Genomic DNA, 26,189 nt, shown 5'->3' with positions numbered 1-26,189 from the left:
TATCTTAATTTCTGAAATTTCTGTACGTTTTTAAACCTCGATTTTTTTTATCATACAATAGCAATTCTGCATAAAGTCGAAATGCTCTCGCCCAATGGATCGCTTTTTTATTGAAAGAAAAAGATTTTGCAACGACTTTACTTTCATTAGCCAAAACTGATTGACTGCCGTCGATTGTAGAAGCATAAGCTTGTTTTGTAATTCCTATTTTGGCAGCCGACTTAAGAATTCGAATGGCGTACTCAGTCTCTCCGTATCGTCCTGAAGTTTCTTCCTGATAAAAGCCAAAAGTAGGATGAAAATCTTTAGTAGTTATAAAAGGATGGTCACTATATTGATAATAATTTTGTAAAAAATTACGAAATGCAAACTTTGGAATCCTACTGATGTTTGTACTTACACACGAAGTCGAGTTAAAATTCATATTGGATACAAAACGAATCAAATCAAGTTTTTTTGAAGCTAAGTGTTCTAAACACTCAGGTAAAATAATTGCCAATTTACTTGACAACATAAAATCTTCTTGACAATATATAATGTACTGTCCACGGCAAGCTTGCAAACCGCGATTGATATTTGCCGCTAAACCGCCATTTTTATCAGCCAATAATAGCTGGTCGATGGGATACTGTTGGATAATTTCCAAATGTTGTGCCTCACTAGCATCATCAGACACCACGATTTCATAGTCACAAAGATCTAAACCACGAATAGCGTTTAGGCACAGCAACAAATCGTTTGGCCTATTGTAATGAGTAATTAAAAAACTTATCATTGGTGGTGTATGATCCATATTTTATAATTTTTTAGACCAATATAAGCTGCTTTGCCATTTGCGTTCGTACTGATGTATAAATGAACCCCAGTTGCGCCATGGCTCTTTTTTAAGTAATTTAAAAAACGAAACTAATTTAAAACATAATAATTGTTCTCTTGTATAATGTTTTCTAAAAACGTACATGACCGTTGGCGATGGTTTTGGTACGACAAGATCGTTATCCCATTTTTGTTGCGTTTTGATTCGAAATCCGCCCATTGGTGCTTTTAAATGAGTGATGTACAAGCTTGGAAAATAAATAATATCGACACCTGATTGACGTAATTGCATCCCAAAATCGGTATCCTCACCGTAACCAAATTCTAAAGCAGCATCAAAACGAATGTGTTGCAAAGCGCTGGCTTTAACAAAGCTATTGCCTGAGCCAAAGATACCCGATTGATGAATGGTATTGAATATTTGAGTTTCATCCTGCTGCAAATAAGCAGTTGTACAAGCCTCTGTACCATACTGTTCTACTTTCTCAAAAACAGCTTCAATAAGGTTTGACCCAAAACGATTGTCATCATCATTTAAAAATACCCATTCACTACGCACCTCATTTAATGCTACATTTCGCGCGTTACAAGCACCTGCTTGATGGGTAAAAATATGTTTTATTTGAAAAGGCCAATTTGAAACTTGTAAAAAATCCAACTCGGAGACACTCGCTAGTTGTGGGTTTTGCTCCACAATAATCACTTTATTTGGCAAATGCGTTTGCAACGCCAAGTCTTTTAAAACATCATGTAAGTATGCTTTTCTGCCAATGGTTGGTATTATAACATCAATGCTTCTATTGCTTAGCACCTCTTTTCTAGATTGCACTGCAATAGTATCAAAACTAAGCTTTATTTTTTTTCTAGACTGGTAAGTAAAGGCAATAATTAACGGAAAAAATGCCAACTGCTTTTCAAAAACAATTAAATTTAAAAATAACAGTAGCAACCATCTTTTTTTGTAATGCTGCCTTACAAAACGAAACAAGACAAAATTATTTGCTTCAACTTCATTGTTCTTGTTTATATTCTTTTTCAGTAATCGGGGTTCTGAATAACACAAAAGCCCGTTCAACATCCCTATTTTAGCAGCAGAGTTCAGGAAAAAATCCAGATGATCATTAGTGGGAATTTTATGAGCTATCAAAAACAAAACATTGGCGTGAATAGCTCCCACTGTACTACTCATCAACCAGGTGGGATACAACACATTTTTTTTTACATCTAAAAAAGGAGATTCTTCTACATAACCTATTTTGCGACCCAAATAACTTTCTTGTGCTGTGCCATAGGAGATCATCATTTTTTGATGATGAAGCAAAGATGCAATTTCGTTTTCGTTTAAAGCTTCAGCGTATTCTTGTGCGCACCAAGCGATGATTTCCTCCTGATTTTTGCGTGCCAACTCCACCATAACAGCGGCAATAGCTTGACCTACAAAACCAATGATTTGCAATTGATTTTGCTTAACAGCAGTAACCTTATTTTTATGATGGAAAACAATGATCACGACTTTACAAGTATTGATTGGTAAAATACTAGATTTTGCTGGGCTATTTTTTTGATGTCAAAAAAAGTTTCTACACGTTTGCGTGCTTCATCTCCCATTGTTGCAGCCAGCGCATCGTTTTCGAGAATTGTAAAAATTTTTTCAGCATAGGTATTGTGGTTTGACGGATGCACCAAATAGCCACTAATTCCCTCTTCAATCAATTCTTGTGCCCATCCAATTGATGTATTTACCACAGGTTTGCGCAACGCCATGGACTCAATAGTCACCATACCAAGCGTTTCAGCATAACTAGGAAAAATACACACTTGCGCTTGTTTTATGTGTTTTTGGATTTCTTGATACGGTATTTTACCTAAGTACGTTACGTTTTTTGCGTCTTCACTGTCAAAACTTTGCTGCAATAACTCCCAAGTAGATGTTGATCCCGTTGCTATATCAGATGCGTCTCCGCCAATCAAAACCAGTTTGACCTCTGGGAATTTCGCACGCACGATATTAAAAATAGCAGGCAATTCCAGAACACCTTTTTTACGGATAATGGTGCCAATATACAAAATGGTCGCTCTATTGTATTGGATTGGTTTTTCATTTTCGAAATTTTCTAGCGCCAAGCCATAATGAATGGTTTGAATGCGCTTCCCTTTGATATGAAACAATTCTTTTGAAACCTTACCCGCATAAGTAGTTGGCGCTATGTAGGCCATTGCTTTATTGACTGCAAGCTTTTCGAACCAATAATTTTTCCATTTTTGTTTTCGTTGCTCTAAATGACAAAAATAAGTATCACTTCCGTGAAAACGAATAACCAATGGTACTTTCAAATTCATAAATGCCGTTATTCCTGTCCAATCAGGGGCCTCAACAACATCAATATTTTGATTCAAAATTAAACGATTTAAATAGGATTGTAGGTATTTGCGATGCAAAAACCATCCCATCATTTTATACTTTTTATGCTTAATCATATGTATAGAAACCCCATTTTCCTCTAGGATTAAATTCTCTTTTTGCCCATATACTATTACGGTTACTTTTACCTCAAGTTGTACCAATGCTACCACTAAATTTTTAATGCTAGTACCAATTCCGGCAGCATGAGCTACGCGTTCGTGTGGGTATTCCGAAGTTAAAAAAGCAAGGTGCATAACTGTATGTTTGGGTATGGTATTTTAAAATATTTTATTTTATCTTGCTGATTGCTTTTACAAAACACGAATTCTCGATACATTTTTATTCCGTTGCGCTCCACAAAAACACTCGAAGTGACAAATCACAGGTTACATTAGTTTGATCATTTGACATAAAAATGCAATCATTTTATTGCTCAAAATATATCGAGAAATAAACAATTTCTACTCAACTCTAGGTATAAATTTAACATAAACATCTCCAAATAGTGAATGTACAAATCTATTAGCTTTCACTTCGTTTAACATTTGATCGTATGAAACCCAATTTGGCAAAGCAAAATTTGTGTTTTCAGTAATACAATAATTGTATTGTGCTTGTTGTTGTGTCAAGTTATTTAGATACGATAAACAAGCTAAAAGTTCTTCAGAACGCTCCGGCACAGTATATTCTATTGATAACGTTTTAAATGTTTGAGTGAGACCTTGCAACACTTCTAGTTCAAAACCTTCTACGTCTATTTTTACAAAATCAGGCTTACCATAAGTTGCTATAAGATAATCTAAAGTTACCATCTCAATAGTTCTCGTTTTGTCCCATTCAATAGCACTGAACCTACCACTGTATTTTGTAGAATCAATCCAATCTTTCGAAAAAGAGGACAAAATATTAGCATTTGTGGCAATGTACATCAGTTTACTATCCATTGTTTTACCTACACCATTTTGTAAAACAGTAATTTTTTTACCAAATCGTTTTTGCAAAAAACGAACACATTCTATTTGTGGTTCAATGGCAATAATTTTTATTGGCTCGTTAACCAAGGGTTCAATCCTATTACCGTAATTGGCTCCAATGTCAAAAAACAAACTACCCTCTTTTAAAAACTGCATATAAAACGTCCTGCGATTTGCAATTTGCTTTTTATCCTTTGCGGTTTGAAATTTGGATTTCATGAACTTTATGGTGTTCATTCCCAATAGAGATTTGAGCATGTTTTTTAATCCCATCTTATTATTCTATGAAAAAATTATTAATCACCAATTGTGTAAACTTTCTAGCTCCTGCATCATTCAAATGTCCGCAAGATGAAAAATATTGATCTCCAATCACCACATTTTCATAATTATGAATTTCAGGATATAATTTCTTTACTTTTTCAAAATAATTCATGCCTTTGGTATTGCTACACATAGGCGTCATAATAGCAATAAAGTTAATGTTATTCTCTTTACAAAGCTGTTTTATTTCTTCAAAGTATTTGTTTTGCAAAGGCTTTAAGTTGGTCAAATCATTCTTCATATTTGCCTTTGGATTTTTGTACAAAGGATAATACCCTGAATTATCTAGTAAAGTCGTAGGCTTTTGTTGCACTACATTAAATAACTCTCTAAAACCTATTTTTGCATCAAATGCTACATACCTATAAAACGGTAGATAATACATGGATGCAAAATCAGTTTCATTCGAAAAATGATTTGCTATAGTTTGAGATTGATGCAAAAATGGCAGAAAATGTGATGAAACTCCTTCGTCACGCTTTTCATTGGAGAGATTCAAATCAGCTTCTAAAACTACATTTTTTATAACATACTTTTTTTCGATCATTAATTTTAATAGCAAGGAGGCTTCAAAAAGATGTCCACCACTCATTCCGTAATTAAAAGCGTGCAACCCTTTTTGTTCAAACAATGGAGTTACAAAATGATTATTGGCTCTTGAGGATCCCAAAATAACCACATCAAATTTTTGAGCTTTTGAGTTGTAAACCTGTTCTATCTTTCCTCTTGTGGAGGATTGCAAATAAACAGAGGTGTACAAAACATCCAAGATTACTGCTAACAAAAGGAGTATCAAGAGTGTTTTGCCAATAAAAATTAAAAACTGCTTCATTATTCGGGTTTTCGAGGTTGAATTTGAGGTTTTCTTATCTTATTTATTTTTAAAACTGAAAATAAATAAATTCTTTATAATCAGCATAAGTGCCTAAAGCTACAATAGCAACAAGACAAAGACTCAGCCTTAAATAACTGTATTTTCCAGAAATAGGTTCTACTTGCTGACGATTTTTCCATTCTACAAGAACAAAAGCTAATATCAGAAGTAAAATTTCATAGTTATACCTTTGATTCTCTAAATACTGTATTTCAAAAATACGATTCGAAAACATTCGTACGATGTACTCATAGGCAGCCTCAATAGATTTGGACCTAAAAAATATCCAAGCCAAACAGGTTAAAGCAAAAGTAGTCAGCATGCTAAAGAATACTTTAATACCGCTAAAATTCCAATTTAAACCAACCGTTTCCATATTCGAACGGTTGCGATTTAAAATCAACAAGGGCAAAAAGTACAAGGCATTGATAAAACCCCAAGCAACAAAAGTCCAATTGGCTCCATGCCAAAAACCACTAACCAAGAAAATGATAAAAGTATTTCTAATTTTCATAGCCATACCTCCTGAGCTACCTCCTAGCGGAATATACAAATAATCTTTGAACCAAGAAGAAAGCGAAATGTGCCAACGCCTCCAAAACTCAGCTATATCTCTTGAAAAATAGGGGTAATTAAAATTCCTTAACAAATCAATCCCAAACAATTTTGACATTCCCAATGCCATATCAGAGTAGCCCGAAAAGTCACCGTAAATTTGGAACGCAAAATACACAGCACCCAAAACAAGTGATAAGGTATTCATAGACGGGTAATTATCAAAAATAGCATTCGCATAAGTTGCGCAAGTATCCGCAATGACTACTTTTTTGACTAATCCCCACACGAACTGAAATACACCTTCTTTAGCTTTTTGATAATCAAAACTGCGCTTTACTTTTACTTGTGGTAATAAATGGGTCGCTCTCTCAATAGGACCAGCCACAAGCAAAGGAAAGTAACTCACAAACAACGAATAATCTACAAAATTATATTCGGCTTTGATGCGCTTGTAATAAATATCAATCACGTAAGATAATCCGTGAAAGGTGTAAAAAGAAATTCCTACCGGCAACACCACATTAAGTAACAATGGACTGGTTTTAAAACCAAAACCATTTACCAATTGAGAAAACGAATCAGCAAAGAAATTGTAGTACTTAAATACTCCTAAAAATCCTAAATTGATTGCTATACTAAGCCAAAACCAAAATTTGCGCGCCGTTTTACTACTGCTTTTTTCTATTTGAATCCCCGTGTAATAATCTAAAAACGTGGAGAAAATTAACAAAAATAAAAAACGCCAGTCCCAACACGAATAAAAATAATAGCTCGCTACAATAAGAAGTGCATTTTGATAGGACTTGTTTTTATTACAAACAAACCAATACAAGATAAAAACAATGGGCAAAAATACCGCAAAGGCAAGTGAATTGAAAAACATATTAGTTTTTTAAAATAGTTTCTATGGTATCCCAAATAGTTTTAGACGCAACTGATGGATGATTTGATGCAACAATATCAAACCATTTTTTCCCTACTGAAACATTGGATACTTTTTCTTCTAAAATTTGCTCAACCAAGAATTCTAAATCTTTTTTATGGGTACAAAAAACGGCAGCATATGGGCTGGGCATACTCCTAAAATGAACATAGTTATAGTTTTGACCTATATCCCGAATGCCTTTTTTTAATTGAGGTTGCTCGTAATTAAAATACAAACAGGATTTATTGTGCAAAACAAAATCAAAAACAGTTGAGGAACACACATTGGCCACAAATTCTGAATGTTCACATACATTATACAACAAACCTAAATCAGCTTTTGTGGGTAAAATTTCATTCCATTGTGTTCCTTTGGAGGTCCACAAAGGGTCTATCACAGCAATAATATCTTGGTATTGCTGTACTATTTTTTCATATCTCGTGGTAGTATCTACGGGGCATTTCCTGTAAATTATTCCCAGATTATGTCCTTTACTGTTTAAACTTCGTACGGCTTGCGCCAAATCCTCTAAATAAAACTGATCCAGTGGCGAGGTCGTTTCATCATCGCCCGAAAAACAGATGTACTTTTTATGATAATCCAAATTATGTTGGTTACAAAAATCCATTCTGCTTTGTGCCAAACGCGTATCAAAATGAGGTTCAAACTGTGGAGTTCCAGTTACAGAAACTTGATTTTCTTTGATAAACGGATAATAAGTCAATACTTCTTTTTTCATCAGATCACTCCAAACACAATAAAAATCTGTTTCTATGAGTTGCATCGCCTTTGGAACATTATCCCAAGAATAGACAAAACCTACTGTAGGAATTCCTAAATCTTGGGCAGCAAGCAATGCGCTTATAGATTGTGTGGCACGCTGTGTGGTACAAAAAACAAGATCTGGTTTATGGGCTTGAAGCTGGGCTTTGCAATACTGGTATTTTTTTGTAGAACGTTCTAAACTATTGATTCGTTTTCTAATGCGAATTATACCTGCCTCAGAGGAGTTCAAGCCAATGAGTATTTGGGTAAAGACACTCTTTAAAATATTTTTGATTCCTTTGTAACTAAAGGGAAATTTATAGGTGGCGTAAACGGGGTCCTTGAATTTTTTTTGAGATACATTCAGTTCAACATGCTTTCTAGCTCGAGTGTACAAAGGTGTTAGTGGATGTATTTTATGATTTTTGAGTGGTAATTCCTTATAACCCAATTCTTTTTCAAGTGAAAATACCGTGTTATTCCAGTATACAATAGTATTACCGCGTTCCTCTCCCAATTCCTTAAACTGAGTAAATGCAAAATTGCGCAACCCTACTCCATCTGGAAAAAAAACAAAAACTTTTTTATTCATGCATGCTTGGTTTTAATCTTTACAAAAGTAGATCCATATCGTTTTGAATCGTACAAACCTACTGCTTTTTCTGTTGAAGTTTGTTGATTCAATTAAGAAATTAAAATACAGCTTCGTGAATTTCTGTTGCAAAATGTAAAGTAATCGTAGATACGGTTATCCAATACGACTTTTCGATACATTTTTACTTCGTTACTCTGCCTAAAACACTTGAAGCAATGGAAGTAAAACTTATATAATATGATCGTAATAAAATAAAATAGAGGCAATTCACACTTAACAAAAACCATGAAAATCAACACATTCCACTAAAAGTTTTAAAAGCAATATTTAACAATATATTTCTATTCTTCTATTTTTTATTATTTATCTTTTCTCAATTTCATGATGGGAAGCTCAAAAAATTTATACATCAAAAATGCCAAAGAAATAGTGCAAATCCAATATAACAAATATCTTACTCCGTAATAAAAATGACCATCGTTTTTAAACCCACTTATTAGATCAAACAATTTTAAAATCCAATCTTGTACAAGCGTTAAATTTATTAAATACATTGAATAAGATATCAAACTTATGAGTGTACAACATTTAAAAAGAAATCCACTACCAGTTTTTATAGAACATAAGTAAGGTAACAATAATAAAGTGCCTATTGATGCAGTTGAAAACGAAAAAACACATTCATATAAATCAAAGGAACTAATATTAAAAGTTCTAAACTGTACAAAAAACAATATGACCAATCCAATTATAAAATAAAATTGTTTTTGCCTTTCCCAAAGACGTTGATGATAAAATGAAAGATAGGAACCAAATACACCAAACATTAAACTATCTAATCTTGTTGACACTTGTTTTCTAAATAATAAATCCCAATCATTCAAACTACTAACCTCAAGATTAGTATAAAGATAAAATCTAAATAAATTGATCGTAGCAATTATAGTTAGTGTTAAAATAAGGAATGAATGTTTTGTAGAAAATTTTAGAATATTTATGAAAAAAACTAATAAGATTGGCAATATAAGATAAACCCATTCTTCAATACTTAAACTCCAAGCTTCAGGAAAAAAGTATGGATGTGCTGAAAACAAGTTTTGTGAAAATATGTAATATTTTAAATATGCAAAGCTAAAACTATGTTTCACAATTAAATTTAATGAGACAAGCACTGTAAGTACTAAAAAATAAACAGGTAAGGTTCTTAGCCATCTTTTCTTCCAAAAACCAACCAAAAGGGTAAAAGTCAATTTATTTTTATCTAACAATTTTATTAAAATCCCGCCAATTAGATAGCCACTAAGAACAAAAAAGATACTAACACCATCAAAAATCAAATAAGACAAAATTTCACAGTCCATGAATGGCAAAAGATTATTGCCATGACTAGCTACAACGAAAAGAATTGCAAAACACCGAAGAATATCCAGCCCATAAATCCTATCTGTTTTAATACCAAATTTAAATATATCTTTCATATTCACTTTAACAGGACTCAATCCTTATCACCTCGATTTAGTAATAATTGATTAAGCGTTAGTCTTCCTATTCTTCAATTTATCTCTTTGCACTTGTTCAATTGGCAAAATATCAGTTGCCTTCGTTGACAACGCTTGGTACACTGCTTTTAAATCTCGTGTCAACTTGCGCATACCCATAGGCTCAAGAGAGGCAGCATGATCAGTGCCTTTCCAAGTTCTATCCAAAGTATAATGGCGTTCAATAATAGCTGCGCCTAAGGTATAGGCAGCTACATCCACAGCAATTCCTAAATGATGACCTGAAAAACCAATTTGCTTTACTAGTCCACCATATTTACTTTGCAAAGCATTAACTTCTAACAAACAAACACTGTCAAAAGGAACTGGGTATCCTGAAGTACAATTGTATAAAACCAAATCTTGATTGCGTTCTTTTTTCACGAAAAAGTCCACAATATCTTTCGTTTCATCTTGCGTTGTCATTCCAGTCGAAATATGAATTTCCCCTTTGTAATGGTCGCATAACCATTCAAGCATGGCATAATTATTATTACATGCCGATGGAATTTTTATGAATTCAGGTTTTAAAGAGGCTATTTCTTGAGCTGAAGTTACATCCCAAACTGATGTAGAATATACTAATCCAACTGATTCACAATATTCTTTTAACTCAGCATGTTGTTCCACTGTGAATTCTAGAAACTCACGGTGCGCTCCATAGGTATCGCCATACGAATTATCTCTATTGGGATGAGGGGAATTGTACTGCTCTGGAGTAAGTAACTCTTTATTGTTGCGTTTTTGAAATTTTACGGCATCTACATTACAAAAAATCTTTGCAATATGAATCAATTCCTTTGCAATAACCATATCTCCTTTATGGTTACATCCTATTTCAGCTATTACATAAGGTGCTTTGTATGCCTTCATTTTTTTTAATTTTAGTAAGCAAAGAAAATTATTTTTTTCCTAAAAACGATTACTTTGCCATATTAATATTTGGCTAAAAACAACTCCTCAACACTATTGCTTTCACAACATACATCGAACTTTACAAAAACATTCGACTTTACAAATGCCATCTCATTATTTGTATTTCTTTTCGTATTGTAGCATAATGCAGTTTGAGTAGCTGCTTATTTTTAAGAGTAGCGCAGGTTGTATTTCATAATGCGCTCACACACTTCCCTAATGGCGCCTTGAGCAGATGCTTGGGTCAAAACATAATCTGTATGTTGTTTCACAATTTCGGTTCCATTAGCTGGACAAAAAGACCAACCGACACTACAAATGTTGGCCAAATCATTCACATCATCACCTACATACGCTACTTGTGAGTAAGAAGCTCCCTCATTTTTTAAAAATTGTTCCAGAAATGAATATTTGTCTTTGACTCCCATAAAACAATGTTCTATCTGCAATTTTTTCATGCGGGTTTTTACCAATTCGGAGTTTTCAGAGGTCATAATTACAACTTCTACTTGATTTTGTCTTATTATTTCAAGTCCCATACCATCACGCATGTCAAAATACTTCATCAATTCCCCATCAGCTCCATAGTATACCCCTCCATTGGTAAAAACACCATCAACATCAAGAACCAAATAGGATATTTTATCATGCATTTTACTTTTTTGCAAGCGATGAGCCAGCAAGTGTGTTACAATTTCCCAATCTGAAGTTGAATCAATTTCCGTGTAAGACTCTTCATCCATCTCTACAAGTCCTATCTTGCCGCTTATTCTGTTTTTTGAATGTGCAAAAGCGGCTTTGGTAGTGGCATATACGGCACCGTTCTCAACCAAAAGTCCTTCAAAATCTTGGCGTCTAGGCCTGTTGTAGATGTCATAATTTTTTGGTTTACCCGATGCATCCCAAATAAAACGGTGTGTTTTAACCACTGTAAGTGCTGCATCATAAGCTTCCTGCTCTACTTTGGCTAAAATGGCATTAATTGCAACTCGTTGCGTAAAAGGTGATGTTGCCTGAAGCAAGCACAAAACATCATAATCTTGAGCTATAAGCTGAGTAAACTCATTCATAACACTTTCGGTTGAGGCTGTATCCGTTGCATTCTCATCACTTCGCAAGAGTACTTTTACTTTTGAACTCCAATGGTATTCTTTTTCAATGTAATGAATGATTTCTGTATCATCTGTAAACACAAATACTTCATCTAAATTTGAAAAAATAGCTTCACTCAAAATCCAAGAAAATAAGGGTCTCCCCAACATTTTTTTCTTATTTTTTCCTGGTATTCCTTTAGAGTTTTTGCGTAGCGGAATCAAACCTATTTTTTTCATTTGAGGTAATTTTATTTTGTATAAAGGTACTTATTTCATTTGTAAAAACTTGGGCGGCTTTTTGTTGTAAATGGGATTCGTCATGAAAACTAGCTTCTTTTTGATAAATCGTATTCAAGGTATTGTAAACCATAACATCATGTGCAGGCACCATTTTTAAAAACCGCTTGTAAAATTGTTTGTCGAATGCCCCATAACTGGGAGGAAAAACATAAACTATTTGTATTTTATTTTTCAAACACAATTGTTGTAACGCCTTAAAAGCGGTGAGTTTTTCTGTATTTTCTAAAGATCTATTGTACAATTGAACCGAATTTTTTTTACCAATAAAAGAAGCTTTTCTGTTATAAAAAGGCATAGAACCCCAAGCATCAATTTTTCCGTCAAGCGGAATAGCTACTTTTGATACCGAAAAATTAGATCGATTGAGACGCGCCAAACAAAAAACCCACGAAAGCACATTTTTTTCTTTTTGACGGATCAACTCTTGTGTGATATAATTGTATTTAGCTAATGGATACAAACGATCAAAACGAAAATTAAGTGTTTTTTCATTTACAAATTCATGCGGATTATCAATGGTTAAGACTACCATTTTTGGCTTTTTATTATATTTCAATACTGATTTTAATACAAAATAATGAAACCTAACATCTGATCCAGGATAGGAAAGATTGTATGTACTGTGCCTTGTTTTGCTTTCTATTTGTCCTGCCAAAATATTATTTGCGCCTCTTGAAGACCCTAAAATCAACAACTCTTTGTTCATCTTTCCCTCTAATATTTGTTCTAAACGCGTGTCGTACTCCAGTGTAGGCGCATGATGTAAGAAAAAATAAAACATCTTATCCACCACAAAAAAAGTAGCTAAAAAAAGGACACTATGAAGGATAAAACGCCGCATATTAAAATTGAAAATAGATGAATTGTTGTTCTACAGGACTACTAAACACGAAAATGAGAATTAAAATAAAACTTATAAAAAACCATCTAACTACTCTATTTCCTTGTAAATTAAAGTTTTCTAATGCAAATGCATTCCTACGACCAAACCATTCTACAGTGATACAAAATAAAATCAGAACTAAAACATTTGTTGGACGTACACTGGGTATTGTAAATAAAGAAATTGAAAAAATACCCGAAATATAATCAATAGCAGCAGACAAAGAATTGGCCCTAAAAAAAATCCACGCTAGGGTTGTCATTAAAAAAGTAGTACCCATTTGAAAAACCTCCTTAGCACTAGGCCATGTATTTGAAAAAGCTACTATCTCAATATGCTTTCGATTTTTTTGCGCCAATAACAAGGGCACAAAATACAAAGCATGTAAAAGTCCCCAAACAATAAACGTCCAATTGGCTCCATGCCAAAAACCGCTCAATAAAAAAATGATACAAACATTTCGGATTTTTAAAAAACGAGAGCCTGCACTACCTCCCAGTGGGATGTACACATAATCTTTGAACCAAGAGGATAATGATATGTGCCAACGACGCCAAAACTCCGCAATATCTCTGGAAAAATAGGGGAATGAAAAATTTTGAAGCAACTCTATTCCAAAAAGTTTTGAGGTTCCTAAAGCAATATCTGAGTAACCACTAAAGTCGCCATAAATTTGGAACGCAAAAAATAAAGCTCCCATAAATAAGGTGCTTCCGGATTCCTGTGGTACATTATTAAAAATTGCATTGGCGTAAAGCGCACACTGATCAGCAATCACAATTTTTTTAAACAATCCCCACACTATTTGGTACAATCCATTTACTGCTTGCTGGTATGAAAATGTTCTGTTTTTTTTGAGTTGGGGTAATAAATGGGTGGCTCGCTCAATAGGACCAGCAACCAAAAGGGGAAAATAAGATACAAACAAAGCATAAGCTATGGGGTCTTGCTCTGGAACCAGTCTTTTTTTATAGATATCAATCACGTAAGACAGTCCGTGAAAAGTGTAAAATGAAATTCCGACTGGTAAAATAATTTCCAACACGAACAAATCAATATCCCAACCCAACACCTGCAGTGCTGACTGCATAGAAACTGCAAAAAAGTTATAATATTTAAAAATTCCGAGGAAAGAAATGTTAATTCCGATGCTTGTCCAGAACCATATCTTTCGGACTTGTTCTGATTTTGAATTTTGCATTTGTAACGCCGATATATAATCTAAAGCAGTTGAAAACAACAACAATCCAAGAAACCGCACATCCCAACAGGAATAAAAATAGTAACTACACAACAACAAAAAAATATTTTGAGCCTTGCTTGATTTACCCAAAACATACCAATACACCACAAAAACTATGGGTACAAATAAGGCGTACATGAGGGTGTTAAAAAGCATATTAGTAAGGCATATTTTTTAATTTTTGAATTGATTTAAGTGTTTTCTTTTGAATAGGAGATCTGTATTTTAAGGTATCAAATAAAGTAAATATCATTTGTCCTACAGCGCGCCAGTACAGTTTAAAAAAAACAAAATCAGTACAAGCATAACGCTTGAAATTATGAAAAAGCAAGCGCGCTATTACAGGCAAAGGATTAGGATAATAGACCAGATAGAGTTTGAAACTATTGCGTAACTGTCGTTCAAATCGGAAGTAATTCTTGCCTTGCAATTTTCTTTTTTCGATGTCAATTCTATGATTGACTACAATATCATGTGCAAAAAATATAGTATAGCCAGTATCCAGAACCTCAAAAGCCACGCAAGGTTCCTCCCCATAAATATCGATCCACGTAGGGAACCCATTGGTAATGGCGTATACTTTTTTGGCTATAGCAAAACCACAACCTACAAAATCATTCGTATAAAAAGATGTTTTATTTTTTGCTTGAAGCAAAGCTAAATCATCTGCTGGGTAAACTCCTTTAACTTCCTGAAAAGCCAATATTCCCAGCTGAGGATTAGTCTCAAAATGCTGTTGTACCTTTGGGATAAAATCAGCACTAATAGGATGTGCATCATCATCAAGACCAATGAATATAGTACCCACCGCTTTTTGATACAAAATAGCTCTTGCCGGAGAAGCACTAATACTATGATCCCAAACGGTCCATTTGACCCAACCAAATTCTGTAACCAATGCCTGCGTAGCCACACACCCATCAATAAATACTAAAACTTCATGCTTATCAATTGTCACAAGATTTTGCAACCGAGATAGCGTATACCGCAATTCATCCGGTCGGTTTTTAGTAACAATTAAAAATGAGATATCCATAATATAGTAAAGCTAAACCGTAATTGAGTCGTACAAATGTACTATTTGTGATTGCAATACTGCTCTATCATAGTTTTTATTACAAAAGGCAACATTGTATTCTTGTGCTTTTTCCCTGAGGGCAGTGTGCTGCAAAGCAGTTGTTATATGATGCGCAATCTCCGTAACATCCAACGGATTTGCAATCAAAAGCCCATTTTTTTGATGTTCAATAATTTCAGAGGTAGCTCCGCCAGGATTAGACTGAATGGGAAAAGCGCCCATACCCATAGCTTCCAGTAAACTATTGGGCATACCATCTGACAGGCTGTTACCAAGGTACAATATGCTTTGCCCCATTTGTTTCAACAGAATTTCATTTGGGACAAATTGATTCCTAGGTTGTATTTCAACATCGTAGTTTTGGAGTTTTTTTGAATTTTTAAAAAAAGCCTTCACCACTGCATCAGCACTAAAAACAATAATTTTTTTATCCGAAAGCAACACAGGATCAACCAGTTCTAGTGCTTTACCTATTTCCAGTGCTTTCCCTACCTCATCATCATATCCTTTTATAATAATGCAGTTTCTTTTGTGCCAAGGCAGTATCTCTCTTTTAGGATATGCAATTCCACCATTTCCTGGATAAACGCCTAGAAAAAAATTTCGAAACTGATTTTGTAGTGCAAGCGTGTAATCTCTATGGCAATCCGTGATTAAATAATCCACTCGTTTTAAAAAGCGATGCACGTTTTGTGATGACAGACCCATTTCTTTATGATAAAACAAATCACTCCCCCAGGAACTATAAATCAAAGGGATATTGGAATATTCTTCCATTACTTCAAGAATAGGTATTCCCGCAAGTTGCATTTCAAAACACTGCACTACATCAGGTTTGATTTGCTGCAACTGTTTTTCAAAAACTTCAGCAAGCTTGCGTTCGTTAATTTTTTGAATTTGGCTATACCCTTTCGGGAATCGAGACTTGATGAAGTGTCTAAACGGAAAATCCCACCTCAACTTCCAACCTTTAATTTGGTGTACCCATTGAATTTTCTCAACTATACCTCCGCCATCAGTACTATCAAACCAAAATACGTCATGCCCACTATCTTTCAATTGGTTCACCCATTGAAAAAAATGATGATTGGGAATGGCTACCATGAGTATTTTCATGAGGTAAATTTAAATCCGTTATTTATAAAACAAATAAAAATTGGAGCATCTTATTAATATTGCTTACTCCAACGTTTGTTTAAGGAATAAAAATACATTTTTACCACGTGCCAATTCGATTTTAACTGCAAAATATTTTTCAGGAAGCATACGAATCCTTTTCTAAATTGCCCCTCCATGTTGTAACTCGTCATCCGATTCACTTTAAGGCGACTCAAACTGTTTGCTATGGTTTTTTGATGTGACGCAAAAGAGTGATCCTGTACCATACATTCTAAAATTCCTATGTTAACCTCAAGAAGTGAACTACTTGTGGCAATTATGGGTGACGAAACTCCAATACCAAGCCTGTACATGGCAGTATAATCTTGTAGAAAGTAAAGTTTACCTCCGTTTCTTAAAATCCATAAATAAGTAGGCCAATCGCCGTATGGAAATTGCAAGATCCACTGAGGCAATGGATCAAATTGTAAATGATTCCGAAAAAGCACTGTAGCCGAAGTTATTAAATTATCATACACTAGATCCTCAAAAGTAAACTCCTTTTTATGACGTAATTTTTTAACTTGCTCTACATCACCATTAGGATGCAGCAAGTCATAATTTGTAGCAACAATCGAAAAATCTGGATTTGCTTCAAGAAAATCAACTTGTTTTTGCAATTTGAAAGCATCAGTCCAATAATCATCTCCATCACAAATGGCAATATAGGTACCATCACAGGCTGCAACAGTTCGCATATAATTAGTAATTAATCCTTGATTATAACCTAAATTTGGTAAAATTTTAATAGTATCAGGAAACTTTTTGGCGTAGTGCTCACAAATTTCTCGAGTATTATCAGTGCTGCAATCCTCTCCAATAACCAACTGGTATGTAAAACTTGTTTTTTGCATCAACACACTTTCAATAGTCTGGCCTATAAAAGCTTCTTGATTGTAGGTGAGCATAAAAATACTGACGGTGTAACCTTTCATTACTTGGTTGATTTTAGAATAGAAAAACCAAAAAATGTTTTGCAAAAGGCATTTAACACAAACCTTTTATTGGTTAATTTGCTTGCTAAATTATCATGCTCTCTTACAAATTTACAATACTGAAACTGATACAAGTCACTGTATTTCTTGGCGATATAGGATCTGGAAGCCAATTTCATTTCAGGTGTAAACTTTTTAATCATTGAATTTTTTGAAACACGGTATTGAAATGTAATCGAATCCATAAAATAGAACTGTGCCTGAATAGTTCCAAAAGCCAACCATAAATCCCAATCTTCGAGTCCATCATAAGGTAAATTCTCTTCATAACCGCCTACTTTCTCCCATGTTGATTTTCTAAATATGGCACAAGCATCAATGTAATTGTCCAAAAGCATTTTCTCAATATTATAGGCACCGATGTTCCAAACACCCGTTTTTTCACCAATAAATAAAGCATTCCCATGAACCACATCGATATCGTTTTGTGCTTCTAGAATTCCAACTGCATTTTTTGCAAAATCTGGCATCACTAGATTGTCTGCATCTAAAGGCAATATGTATTTGCCTTGCGCTCTTGTAATTCCATAATTTCTAGTTTTACCCAAACCCTCGTTGGGTTTTGAAAAATAGTGAAATCTACTATCGTTCTTAACCCATTGCAAAGCAATATCTTCTGTATTATCTGTGGATCCATCATTCACAATTATTGCTTCCCAATTTTGAAAATCCTGGGCAAAGACAGATTGCAACGTTTCCTCTAAAGTAACTGCTGCATTATAACAAGGAATAATGATACTTAACTTATTATCCAACTCTGTCATTCGAAAAAATATTTTTATTTAACCCAATTGTTGTTTCACTGACCTCAAAAAGAAAGAATCCATTACTTTGCAATACTGTGTAAATTTCATCTCGGATATTATACTCATCGTGAATTTCTATAGCAACTACTTGTGTTATCTTTAAAAACGATACATCTTGTCCTCTTTTAAATATAAACCGTTCTGCCCCTTCGATATCAATTTTTAATAGCGAAATATATTCCAAATTATTTTCGCTTATAATTTCATTGATGGTAATACCTTTTATTTCACCGCCTTCATCTTCTTTCGTAGTAATAGCCCAATCCTTTTTGTCGCCATATTCCCTCTCAATGATATATTTACTATTTGCCTTTTCACTTAGTGCTCGGTTATAAATAGTAACATTCTCACTGTTAGACAAAAGGCTGACATTTTTTTGATACATGTCAAAATTAGACTTTGATGGCTCGATACCGTAAATTTTAACGTTCCTTAAATATTGAGAGAAAAAAACAGATGTATATCCCACATTAGCTCCTGCATCGATTATTATCTTTTCTTTTTGGACATTTAAATTAAAATCTATGAGATTCAAGACAACATTGTATTCCTTAAAATTAAATATTTGCTTAAAGACTTCGTAATCGCTATGCTCTTGACCTCTAAGCAATAGTGTAAATGAGTTAGCGACTTTTATCACATAGAAATATCCCTTTTTTTCAAAATGGGTAATGAGATTATTGGATCTTAATAAACTCTCAAATCGCTGCTCTTCAGTCTGCTTTAAAGGAATAAGGATGCGGTATATCTGCCTTAATTTTTTTAAATTCATTTTACATTTTCTATTGCGAATTTTTTAATATTTATTTTTTAGTTCTAATGCCTTTTTCTCTATACAATGCCAAGAAAGAAATCCCAAAATAATTGAAATTAAAAGGGAAAACGTCATCAAAGAATACACTTTGGGTTTAAAGAGATGCACCAACACCTGCTGCACCGGGAAGCTGTAAATATAAATTCCATACGATAAGTCTCCATATTTACCAAATGTACTAAAAAAACGAAGAGGAATAAATCCCAACGATAAAACCACAACTGGAAAAACGATATGTTTTACAGTGCTATAAATCTCAAAGTAAAGGGCTAAAAATAATATTACAACACTAATAAACAGTATTGCAACAGAAACCTTTTTTTCAAATTGAATAGAAGCCAGCAAACTCCCCATGACAAAAAAACTTCCTAAATTTAAAAAATGATATCCTTGTAGGTATAACAATTGCATCCCTGCCACCCGTTCTATAAAAAAATTATAAACAACATACAGTAGCACCATTACAACCGCAAGTATAACTGAAATTAATTTTTGATGCGCTCGAAAACAAAATAATAGTGCAATCAATACATACAAACTAAACTCATATTGTATGGTCCAAAGTGAACCATTGATAGCGTGGTAAGAATTAGTATCAAAAACACCTTTTACTGTAGATTGAAAACCGTACAACGTCATGTTTCTAGGAACATAGGTGTAATAATCCCATTGTGTAAATATCATAAAGCCTTTAACATAAAGGAACGGAATCAAGAGCAGTGTAACACATAATACGCCAAGCAAACCGGGAAAAATACGTAGAATTCTGTTTTTAAAATATACTTTTAAGCTACTAGCCCGCTGCAAACTCATAAAAATAAAATACCCACTTATGACAAAAAAACCACTTAAACCTATTTGAGAAAAAGACAGTTGTCCCGCCGTAATTTGCCACATCCATTCTGCTGATTCTGGCGTTCCTGATAAAGCATAGGAGTGCGTTATGACTACAAATAAGGCAAATAGGAATCGTAGAAAATCAAAATTGTTTACGTTTGCTTTCAATTCACTCCATTTTTTTTGGTTTATTACTCCAGAAACGCAATAAAAAAAACAACTTCAAAAAAGTGTACTTTATATTTCGAAAAAAAGAGGTGACAGTGGACCACAAATTCCCTACAAAACTTTTAAAAATTGATTTAAAGGTAACATCCTCACCCCACAATTGATAATTCCCAACTACATCATTTCGGAATCTAAAAAACAACTGTTTGGATGTTCGTTTGATTTCGTAGGCAAAAACAACAGGAGCAAACTCAATGTCATAGCCTGCTTTCAAAACCCGTTTGGTCCATTCCTTATCCTCAAAAGTAGCTACATCTTCTCTAAAAGGATGTTGTTCCCAGACCGCTTTGCTAAAAGCTGATCCTGCAAAAATTAATCCTGACTTATTAGGATCAACCGAGGCAGGGATGGCGTTGATATAATTTCTATAATCATTGGGTTGATGCAAACATCTTACTCCTGCTAAATTAGGATTTTGGTCAAATTGATTTTGAATAACCTTAAAAAAATCAGGACTTACGGGATAAGAATGTGCACTAAAAATAACAACAATATCATTTTTAGCTTCAGAAGCACATACATTGGCGCTACCGCCAAAACTAAAATTGGTAATTGTTACAAATCGAGCTCCAAAATGCGCTGCTACTGTTTCACTATCATCAGTCGAGAGATTATCTACAACAATAATCTCATTAACATCCGTGGCATAACGATTTGTTAAGTTTTTTAACAAAAAAGACAAAGCAGGAGCTTGATTTTTATTTCTAATGACTACTGATATGTTCATGTCTTTTTTGATTTTAAGATCAATTTTGTTAACCAACGGTAAGGTTGTAAAATTAATTTTCCAATTCTATATTCTTGACTGTTTTTATAGGTATCATGACCTATACGTTGAACTTTTAACTCAAAGAATAGCACTTCCATACAATTCTCAAAATTACGGATGTACAACTCTTTATGCTTGATAAATAAAAATTGTTTCACCTCTTCTGCATGATGTTGGATTGTATTAGTCAGCATTGACTTCTTAGCCTTTCGGTAATAAAATAAAAATTCAGGAATTATTTTGTACGTCCAGCCTTGTTTGGTAGAACTTAGCCAAAAGTCCCAATCTTCAAAACCTCTTTTCATTGTTTCATCATATCCGCCTACTTGTTCCCAGCACATTTTTCTGAACAAAGAAGTGGCTACTAATTGATTGACAAACAGTAACGAAGTTACATTATCTCCAATTGGTTTCAATTGATTAACAATGTTATTTATAGTACCCGAGAAAAAAGTACTATAGCAACTTACTATTCCTAATGCTGGGTGATCCCTCAAAACGGGAACCGTTTTGTTTAAATAGTCTGGATGCAATACATCATCAGCATCTAGCGGTAAAATAAATTCTCCCTTGCTATGTTTTATTCCAGTATTACGAGCACTAGACAAACCTGCGTTGTCTTGATATACATACTTAAACCGGATGTCTTTAGCACACCATTCTTGTGCAACAATTGCTGTATTATCAGGACTACCATCATTAACAATAATACACTCCCAATGTATATAAGTTTGATCTAAAACGGATTGTAAAGACTCCCCTAAAAAATGAGCTTGACGATAGCATGGGACAATTATGGATACTAATAGACTCATCTGGATACTATTTTTTTCAAAAACCGAAATGGAGCCAGCAATAAATTCCCTAGCTGAAACTCTTTGGATTCTTTAGCATTAAGCAAACTGTTTCGCAAAATTGAATTTTGACGCAGCAAAGCACTTGCATAAAATTCAAAATGAGTCTGATACATTTCTTTATGCTTATTAAAAATATACATGCGTAACTCATAATCATGATGTACAATTGCAGTGCGGTCCCGCGAAGTATTCTTAATTCGGTAGTGAGACAATATTTCGGGAATAATGTGTATACGCCAATTATTTTTAGTGATGGCAAGCCAAAACTCCCAATCTTCATAGCCTGCTTTCATGTTTACATCAAATCCACCTACAGCTTGCCAACATTCTTTTCTAAACATGGCGTTAGCTCTACCATTGTTTATCACCATAAAATCAGTAACACCTCCACCTAATGGCCTTACAATAGAGATCTTTTTTTTCTCAGAAAAAGTCCAACAGTGGGAACTAACTACTCCAATAGTAGTATCGGTATCTAAAATCTGTACGGCTTTTTCAATAAAAGTAGGTTCATAATAATCATCGGCATCAAGATTAACAATATATTCTGTTTGCGCTAAACTAATAGCATAATTTCTCGCAACACTAACACCTTGATTTTCTTGGTAAACAAGGTGAACCAATGGATTATTAATTGTAGCTAATTCTTTTTTTGTCTCTGCCTGTGAACCATCATCAACAATGATTATCTTTTCTGGCAATACTGTTTGATTGTATATAGATTCTAATGCTTCCATAATGTATGCCCCGTCATTATAACAGGGTATGATTACGGTAACATTACTAGATGGTTTCATTATAAATTCAAGGATGTCTTAGTGAATACAAAAATGGGAAAAGTTTTTGCCTAAGCCTAATTATAGGCATGTATTTCAAACTGTATTTAGAAAATAAAATTGTTGGATTCCTTATTAGATAACACATCCAATAAATGGTTTCCTCTCCTATTGTCTTATTTTCCCGATAACGAATGATCCAATAATATTTAAAAATTGAATCAATAGTACAAAATGCTATTTTATTTTTTAAACACCAGCGCACTAGTTCTTCATATAAAACAGGATTGTATTTGGTATACAAATCCTTTTTATCAAAAATATTTTGCTCGTGAATACCTCTTTTTGCAACTAATGTAGAAATATTGCTAGCTTCTAGTTTACATGACAAAGATAATCTAAAGATAAAATCAGAGTCCTCAGCCACCACTAAAGCTTCATTAAAAAAACCAACATCATCAAAAACTTTCCTTTTAACTGTAAGCCCATTCAAATGTAGATAGCCATATTTACACGAAATTAAAGCTTCGAAAAGTTTATCAGCAGGTACTGTTTGAGTTAACGTATTGTCCTTTAAAAAATTCACTTCTCCGGCTACTATAGTCCTATAGAATTCATATCCTACTGCATTGTAAACTCCCTGAATTGTAGAATCTTTACTAAGAATTTCTTGGTCTTGACCGAAACGATTATCAAGATAAAAATCATCTGCATCTAGAAAGGCAATATAATTTCCGGTCGCTCTTTGTATTCCTAAATTTCTGCTGGCAGACCTACCTAAATTTTTCCCTTTGTCATGTTGAAAAACTTTAACTCGGGAATCCTTTTTTTGTAAATTCAGTGCAAGTTTCAAAGTCTCGTCGGTACTTCCGTCATCAACAACAAGTACTTCAAATACTTCTGTTTGCTGCAAAGCCGAAAAAACAGCCTTGGATACAAAAGCAGCAACGTTGTAAGCTGGTATAACTACTGAAACCGTGAAATTCATTTTGGGATTTTCAAGCAAATTAAGTACACTATTTTTGATACAAAAATGAGAAAAGCTTTTGTCTATACCTAATGATTGGAAAATATTTAATACTCAGTGAACTGAACATCAAGTTGTGGTGACGCAAGAATAAATTGAACCAGTACTTGATATCCTGCATTAAGGAGTTTTCTTGTTTTTGTTTTAGAATCCAAATATGCTTTAAAATCAAATCCAATCTTGTAGTACGCACGCCGTGGTTAGCTGACCAACGCAAAACGGAATCTAAAATACGTAATTTATTTTCTTGGTATAAGAAAGGATTGTCAAACACATTTGCATCATGAACCCCTCTAATAGCTACTGGATTCTCAATAGCGCCTGCATAAAGATTGGCTACAAGAGCCATACGCCACATATAATCTGTATCTTCTCCTACCACTAAATGCGTGTTGAAAAAACCAACTTTGTCAATTAAACTTCTTTTTAAAGTAAGTCCATCAATTGAAAAATGTCCCTTGCCTCCAAGCAACAAATTTTCAAATAAGTCTTGTGGTTTTATGCGCTCAGTTATGGTGTACAAAGCTAGTTCTTGTTGTTGCTCCAGAGTTGCATCTCTATAAAAATGAACTCCAATAGCATTATAAACACCATCACAATCAAGTTGAGATTCAAAAATAAACAAATCACCTGAAAAACGATTTTCAAGATAGTAATCATCCGCATCTAAAAAAGCAATATAAGTTCCCCTTGCGTGTTGCAATCCTAAATTCCTGCTGGCTGACCGACCTTTGTTAATTCTTTGTGGGTGAAACAGAAGAGTAACACGAGTTGTAGTAGACGCTATACTTTGTAAAATTTCATCTGAGCCATCAGTACTACCATCATTAACAATTAATACTTCCAAAACTTCAGGTTGTTGCAATGCTGATGTTATCGCTTTTTCAATGTATAAAGCAGCATTATAAACTGGAATGATTATCGATATTGAAGGATTTATCATTTTTTATTTATTTTGTTTGGCACGAATCATCCTTCGTAGAAAACGCATTCCATTGTAAAAACTAAAATAGCTTATAAATTGAAAAAAAATCTTTAAAACCTCAATAAATTCTATTTTATTTTGGACTTTGATTACTTCCCCATAAGCAAATAAAATTTCGTTTTTTTGAGAAGTGTTAAAATTCAGTTTTGTATCGAAAATTACATTTCTTAAAAACATTCTTTTTGCTTCATTCTTGACTGCTTCATTTTCAAAAGTACCCGTAATACTTAGTTCAGAAACCCTGACATGCACTAATGAAGTGTTAATAGTCAAAATTGGTTTTTTATTAGCAAATTTCAACCAAGCAAAATCATCTGTATGCCATGCTAGAGGATAATTTTGAAAACCAAATTGAGTATAAGAATCTCTGGCAAAAACATATTCAGAAAGAGAACTTCGGGTTTCTCCAATCCATTTTCTAAAAAAAGCATCTTCTGCTTTTTCTTCTTTTGGATGAAAATAATCATCAAAACCTTCAAGCCTTGTACCCAAGGCATTTATAAACCTTGAGGCAAACCGAATAAGTGCGTACTTCCTTTCAAGGTCTTGTTCAACATAACTATAAAAATCTTGTACCACATTAGGGGTCAAGATATCATCATCCCCAAGAATCATAATCCATGGCTCTTCATGGGTTAATGCGATGCATCGATCCCATTGTTTTGATAGTGCCACACTTCCATAATTTTCATTATAACGATGGTACATCATGTTCATTTGACACTTGTACTGATCTATTAAGATGCTAGGATCTTCGGGACTTGCATCGTCACCTATATAGACTTTAAAACGCTGATCTGTTTGCAAGGCTAATGATTGCAAAGTAGCTTCAAAAAAAGTAAGTTTGTAGTACGGTATGACAATGGCCAGCATAAAGGAGAAGGATATAAGTAAAATCTATTTTTTATTTTTTTCAAGCTTGATTTTAGGCATTACTTGATAATAATCTACTTTTAAATCAGTTACTAAAGTACGATATTTCTGTTCGTTTCCCCAAATTCCGTACTCCGCTGATTCTAATACAAAAGTGGTGACGTGTACCTGAGATAAAACTTTTATTTTCTCAAGTAATTGGTAACAAAATTGCTGATTTTCCTCTTCTGAATCTTCAAATCTTAGGTAGACTAGCAAGTCGTCACTTGGTTTCAATATAGTTGTAAAACGTAGCAGGGATTGAAAATACGTTTGGACTGCTTTTTCTGAATTTACATGCAAGCTAGGAATTACAAATAAATAAGAAACTGGTTTTGTTTTGATCTTGAGCATGGCAATGCTACATCTTTTATTTATTTTTTCCCGTAACGGAGCATTTTTTATCAAATCTTTGTAATGGTAAAATGCGGCTTCAGGATATTTTTTTGCAAAAACATTTCCCGCTTGGTCCACCGCTAAATCACGCATAAAATATTGAAATTCCTCTTGAATATTTGAGTAAGCAAAATCTAAAGCTTTAATAGGATCTGTCAACATCCAATCAAAAGGAAAACTCTGCTTTCGCAAAGTAGTTTTTTGAAGTACGTAAGCAGGATGGCAATCATATCCCACTGGGATAATAACTTTCTTTGATTTAAATTTTCGGGTAACCCGAATAAAATAGCCAAAGGGTAAATTAAATTTCATTTCAATTTTCTTAAATTAACAATACAGCGCT

Annotated in this window: 25 protein-coding genes; all 25 read right to left on the bottom strand. The window is 33.8% G+C overall.

The features are described 5' to 3' along the window. Positions 1–4 precede the first annotated feature (4 nt). The 25 genes from LQ189_RS02530 to LQ189_RS02410 all read right to left on the bottom strand — a co-directional run bounded on the left by LQ189_RS02530 (position 5) and on the right by LQ189_RS02410 (position 26,158). A complete protein-coding gene (locus LQ189_RS02530) occupies positions 5–793 on the bottom strand; it encodes a glycosyltransferase family 2 protein (protein WP_230154116.1) in 789 nt (262 codons plus the stop codon). A gap of 3 nt (positions 794–796) precedes the next feature. Next, on the bottom strand, positions 797–2,326 hold the full coding sequence (locus LQ189_RS02525; RefSeq protein WP_230154115.1) for a glycosyltransferase family 2 protein: 1,530 nt from the start codon (positions 2,324–2,326) through the stop codon (positions 797–799). After that, positions 2,323–3,474, bottom strand: a complete 1,152-nt coding sequence (locus tag LQ189_RS02520) for a glycosyltransferase family 4 protein (protein ID WP_230154114.1) — start codon at positions 3,472–3,474, stop codon at positions 2,323–2,325. Before LQ189_RS02520 ends, LQ189_RS02525 begins: the two co-directional genes overlap by 4 nt. A gap of 207 nt (positions 3,475–3,681) precedes the next feature. Beyond that, positions 3,682–4,413 carry an FkbM family methyltransferase gene (locus tag LQ189_RS02515; RefSeq protein ID WP_230154113.1) on the bottom strand — a complete coding sequence of 244 codons (732 nt, stop codon included), beginning with the start codon at positions 4,411–4,413 and terminating at the stop codon, positions 3,682–3,684. 58 nt (positions 4,414–4,471) lie between these two features. Then, on the bottom strand, positions 4,472–5,350 hold the full coding sequence (locus tag LQ189_RS02510; RefSeq protein WP_230154112.1) for a hypothetical protein: 879 nt from the start codon (positions 5,348–5,350) through the stop codon (positions 4,472–4,474). Between the two features lie 49 nt (positions 5,351–5,399). Continuing rightward, a complete protein-coding gene (locus tag LQ189_RS02505; RefSeq protein ID WP_230154111.1) occupies positions 5,400–6,833 on the bottom strand; it encodes an MBOAT family protein in 1,434 nt (477 codons plus the stop codon). 1 nt (position 6,834) lies between these two features. Further along, positions 6,835–8,232, bottom strand: a complete 1,398-nt coding sequence (locus tag LQ189_RS02500) for a UDP-glycosyltransferase (RefSeq protein WP_230154110.1) — start codon at positions 8,230–8,232, stop codon at positions 6,835–6,837. A 362-nt stretch (positions 8,233–8,594) separates the two neighbouring features. Continuing rightward, positions 8,595–9,713: an acyltransferase gene (locus tag LQ189_RS02495; protein WP_230154109.1), complete on the bottom strand. Its 1,119-nt coding sequence runs from the start codon at positions 9,711–9,713 to the stop codon at positions 8,595–8,597. Positions 9,714–9,764: 51 nt separating this feature from the next. Continuing rightward, on the bottom strand, positions 9,765–10,646 hold the full coding sequence (locus LQ189_RS02490) for an N-acetylneuraminate synthase family protein (protein WP_230154108.1): 882 nt from the start codon (positions 10,644–10,646) through the stop codon (positions 9,765–9,767). Between the two features lie 212 nt (positions 10,647–10,858). Further along, the gene (locus tag LQ189_RS02485; protein WP_230154107.1) at positions 10,859–12,019 is read right to left on the bottom strand and encodes an acylneuraminate cytidylyltransferase; all 1,161 of its coding nucleotides are present in this window, start codon (positions 12,017–12,019) and stop codon (positions 10,859–10,861) included. Continuing rightward, positions 11,979–12,923, bottom strand: coding sequence for a DUF1574 domain-containing protein (locus LQ189_RS02480; protein WP_230154106.1), 945 nt, complete (start codon positions 12,921–12,923; stop codon positions 11,979–11,981). Before LQ189_RS02480 ends, LQ189_RS02485 begins: the two co-directional genes overlap by 41 nt. A 1-nt stretch (position 12,924) precedes the next feature. Further along, positions 12,925–14,364: an MBOAT family protein gene (locus tag LQ189_RS02475; RefSeq protein WP_230154105.1), complete on the bottom strand. Its 1,440-nt coding sequence runs from the start codon at positions 14,362–14,364 to the stop codon at positions 12,925–12,927. Between the two features lies 1 nt (position 14,365). Then, a complete protein-coding gene (locus LQ189_RS02470; protein WP_230154104.1) occupies positions 14,366–15,244 on the bottom strand; it encodes a glycosyltransferase family 2 protein in 879 nt (292 codons plus the stop codon). A gap of 12 nt (positions 15,245–15,256) precedes the next feature. After that, positions 15,257–16,402 (bottom strand): glycosyltransferase, encoded by a 1,146-nt coding sequence (locus LQ189_RS02465; RefSeq protein WP_230154103.1) that lies wholly within the window; start codon positions 16,400–16,402, stop codon positions 15,257–15,259. 53 nt (positions 16,403–16,455) lie between these two features. Further along, positions 16,456–17,379: a glycosyltransferase gene (locus LQ189_RS02460; RefSeq protein WP_230154102.1), complete on the bottom strand. Its 924-nt coding sequence runs from the start codon at positions 17,377–17,379 to the stop codon at positions 16,456–16,458. Then, positions 17,379–18,203, bottom strand: a complete 825-nt coding sequence (locus LQ189_RS02455) for a glycosyltransferase (RefSeq protein WP_230154101.1) — start codon at positions 18,201–18,203, stop codon at positions 17,379–17,381. The genes LQ189_RS02460 and LQ189_RS02455 overlap by 1 nt, the downstream gene beginning before the upstream one ends. Continuing rightward, positions 18,187–19,017 carry an FkbM family methyltransferase gene (locus LQ189_RS02450; RefSeq protein WP_230154100.1) on the bottom strand — a complete coding sequence of 277 codons (831 nt, stop codon included), beginning with the start codon at positions 19,015–19,017 and terminating at the stop codon, positions 18,187–18,189. Before LQ189_RS02450 ends, LQ189_RS02455 begins: the two co-directional genes overlap by 17 nt. A gap of 24 nt (positions 19,018–19,041) precedes the next feature. After that, the gene (locus LQ189_RS02445) at positions 19,042–20,064 is read right to left on the bottom strand and encodes an acyltransferase (protein WP_230154099.1); all 1,023 of its coding nucleotides are present in this window, start codon (positions 20,062–20,064) and stop codon (positions 19,042–19,044) included. Between the two features lies 1 nt (position 20,065). Further along, positions 20,066–20,851, bottom strand: coding sequence for a glycosyltransferase family 2 protein (locus LQ189_RS02440; RefSeq protein ID WP_230154098.1), 786 nt, complete (start codon positions 20,849–20,851; stop codon positions 20,066–20,068). After that, a complete protein-coding gene (locus tag LQ189_RS02435) occupies positions 20,848–21,708 on the bottom strand; it encodes a glycosyltransferase family A protein (RefSeq protein WP_230154097.1) in 861 nt (286 codons plus the stop codon). The genes LQ189_RS02440 and LQ189_RS02435 overlap by 4 nt, the downstream gene beginning before the upstream one ends. Further along, positions 21,705–22,547, bottom strand: a complete 843-nt coding sequence (locus LQ189_RS02430; protein ID WP_230154096.1) for a glycosyltransferase family 2 protein — start codon at positions 22,545–22,547, stop codon at positions 21,705–21,707. The genes LQ189_RS02435 and LQ189_RS02430 overlap by 4 nt, the downstream gene beginning before the upstream one ends. Before the next feature lie 7 nt (positions 22,548–22,554). Next, positions 22,555–23,514: a glycosyltransferase family 2 protein gene (locus tag LQ189_RS02425; RefSeq protein WP_230154095.1), complete on the bottom strand. Its 960-nt coding sequence runs from the start codon at positions 23,512–23,514 to the stop codon at positions 22,555–22,557. A 28-nt stretch (positions 23,515–23,542) separates the two neighbouring features. Continuing rightward, on the bottom strand, positions 23,543–24,496 hold the full coding sequence (locus tag LQ189_RS02420) for a glycosyltransferase family 2 protein (RefSeq protein WP_230154094.1): 954 nt from the start codon (positions 24,494–24,496) through the stop codon (positions 23,543–23,545). 3 nt (positions 24,497–24,499) lie between these two features. Next, entirely contained in the window at positions 24,500–25,411 is a 912-nt protein-coding gene (locus LQ189_RS02415) for a glycosyltransferase family A protein (RefSeq protein WP_230154093.1), read from the bottom strand. Between the two features lie 24 nt (positions 25,412–25,435). Further along, positions 25,436–26,158, bottom strand: a complete 723-nt coding sequence (locus LQ189_RS02410) for a DUF1796 family putative cysteine peptidase (RefSeq protein ID WP_230154092.1) — start codon at positions 26,156–26,158, stop codon at positions 25,436–25,438. Between the last annotated feature and the right edge of the window lie 31 nt (positions 26,159–26,189).

The sequence above is a fragment of the Flavobacterium sp. CECT 9288 genome (genome assembly GCF_918731615.1).
GTDB lineage: Bacteria > Bacteroidota > Bacteroidia > Flavobacteriales > Flavobacteriaceae > Flavobacterium.
This window is presented reverse-complemented; position numbering and strand designations above follow the sequence as displayed.

Bases quoted from the DNA above. Each gene is read 5' to 3' on its own strand.
- LQ189_RS02500 (WP_230154110.1), bottom strand. From the start codon at position 8,232: ATGAATAAAAAAGTTTTTGTTTTTTTTCCAGATGGAGTAGGGTTGCGC.
- LQ189_RS02495 (WP_230154109.1), bottom strand. From the start codon at position 9,713: ATGAAAGATATATTTAAATTTGGTATTAAAACAGATAGGATTTATGGG.
- LQ189_RS02465 (WP_230154103.1), bottom strand. From the start codon at position 16,402: ATGAAAATACTCATGGTAGCCATTCCCAATCATCATTTTTTTCAATGG.
- LQ189_RS02435 (WP_230154097.1), bottom strand. From the start codon at position 21,708: ATGAGTCTATTAGTATCCATAATTGTCCCATGCTATCGTCAAGCTCAT.
- LQ189_RS02420 (WP_230154094.1), bottom strand. From the start codon at position 24,496: ATGATAAATCCTTCAATATCGATAATCATTCCAGTTTATAATGCTGCT.
- LQ189_RS02480 (WP_230154106.1), bottom strand. From the start codon at position 12,923: ATGCGGCGTTTTATCCTTCATAGTGTCCTTTTTTTAGCTACTTTTTTT.
- LQ189_RS02410 (WP_230154092.1), bottom strand. From the start codon at position 26,158: ATGAAATTTAATTTACCCTTTGGCTATTTTATTCGGGTTACCCGAAAA.
- LQ189_RS02520 (WP_230154114.1), bottom strand. From the start codon at position 3,474: ATGCACCTTGCTTTTTTAACTTCGGAATACCCACACGAACGCGTAGCT.
- LQ189_RS02505 (WP_230154111.1), bottom strand. From the start codon at position 6,833: ATGTTTTTCAATTCACTTGCCTTTGCGGTATTTTTGCCCATTGTTTTT.
- LQ189_RS02415 (WP_230154093.1), bottom strand. From the start codon at position 25,411: ATGCTGGCCATTGTCATACCGTACTACAAACTTACTTTTTTTGAAGCT.
- LQ189_RS02515 (WP_230154113.1), bottom strand. From the start codon at position 4,413: ATGAAATCCAAATTTCAAACCGCAAAGGATAAAAAGCAAATTGCAAAT.
- LQ189_RS02450 (WP_230154100.1), bottom strand. From the start codon at position 19,017: ATGAATTTAAAAAAATTAAGGCAGATATACCGCATCCTTATTCCTTTA.
- LQ189_RS02510 (WP_230154112.1), bottom strand. From the start codon at position 5,350: ATGAAGCAGTTTTTAATTTTTATTGGCAAAACACTCTTGATACTCCTT.
- LQ189_RS02425 (WP_230154095.1), bottom strand. From the start codon at position 23,514: ATGAATTTCACGGTTTCAGTAGTTATACCAGCTTACAACGTTGCTGCT.
- LQ189_RS02530 (WP_230154116.1), bottom strand. From the start codon at position 793: ATGGATCATACACCACCAATGATAAGTTTTTTAATTACTCATTACAAT.
- LQ189_RS02470 (WP_230154104.1), bottom strand. From the start codon at position 15,244: ATGGATATCTCATTTTTAATTGTTACTAAAAACCGACCGGATGAATTG.
- LQ189_RS02485 (WP_230154107.1), bottom strand. From the start codon at position 12,019: ATGAAAAAAATAGGTTTGATTCCGCTACGCAAAAACTCTAAAGGAATA.
- LQ189_RS02455 (WP_230154101.1), bottom strand. From the start codon at position 18,203: ATGACAGAGTTGGATAATAAGTTAAGTATCATTATTCCTTGTTATAAT.
- LQ189_RS02430 (WP_230154096.1), bottom strand. From the start codon at position 22,547: ATGAAACCATCTAGTAATGTTACCGTAATCATACCCTGTTATAATGAC.
- LQ189_RS02440 (WP_230154098.1), bottom strand. From the start codon at position 20,851: ATGAACATATCAGTAGTCATTAGAAATAAAAATCAAGCTCCTGCTTTG.
- LQ189_RS02475 (WP_230154105.1), bottom strand. From the start codon at position 14,364: ATGCTTTTTAACACCCTCATGTACGCCTTATTTGTACCCATAGTTTTT.
- LQ189_RS02490 (WP_230154108.1), bottom strand. From the start codon at position 10,646: ATGAAGGCATACAAAGCACCTTATGTAATAGCTGAAATAGGATGTAAC.
- LQ189_RS02460 (WP_230154102.1), bottom strand. From the start codon at position 17,379: ATGAAAGGTTACACCGTCAGTATTTTTATGCTCACCTACAATCAAGAA.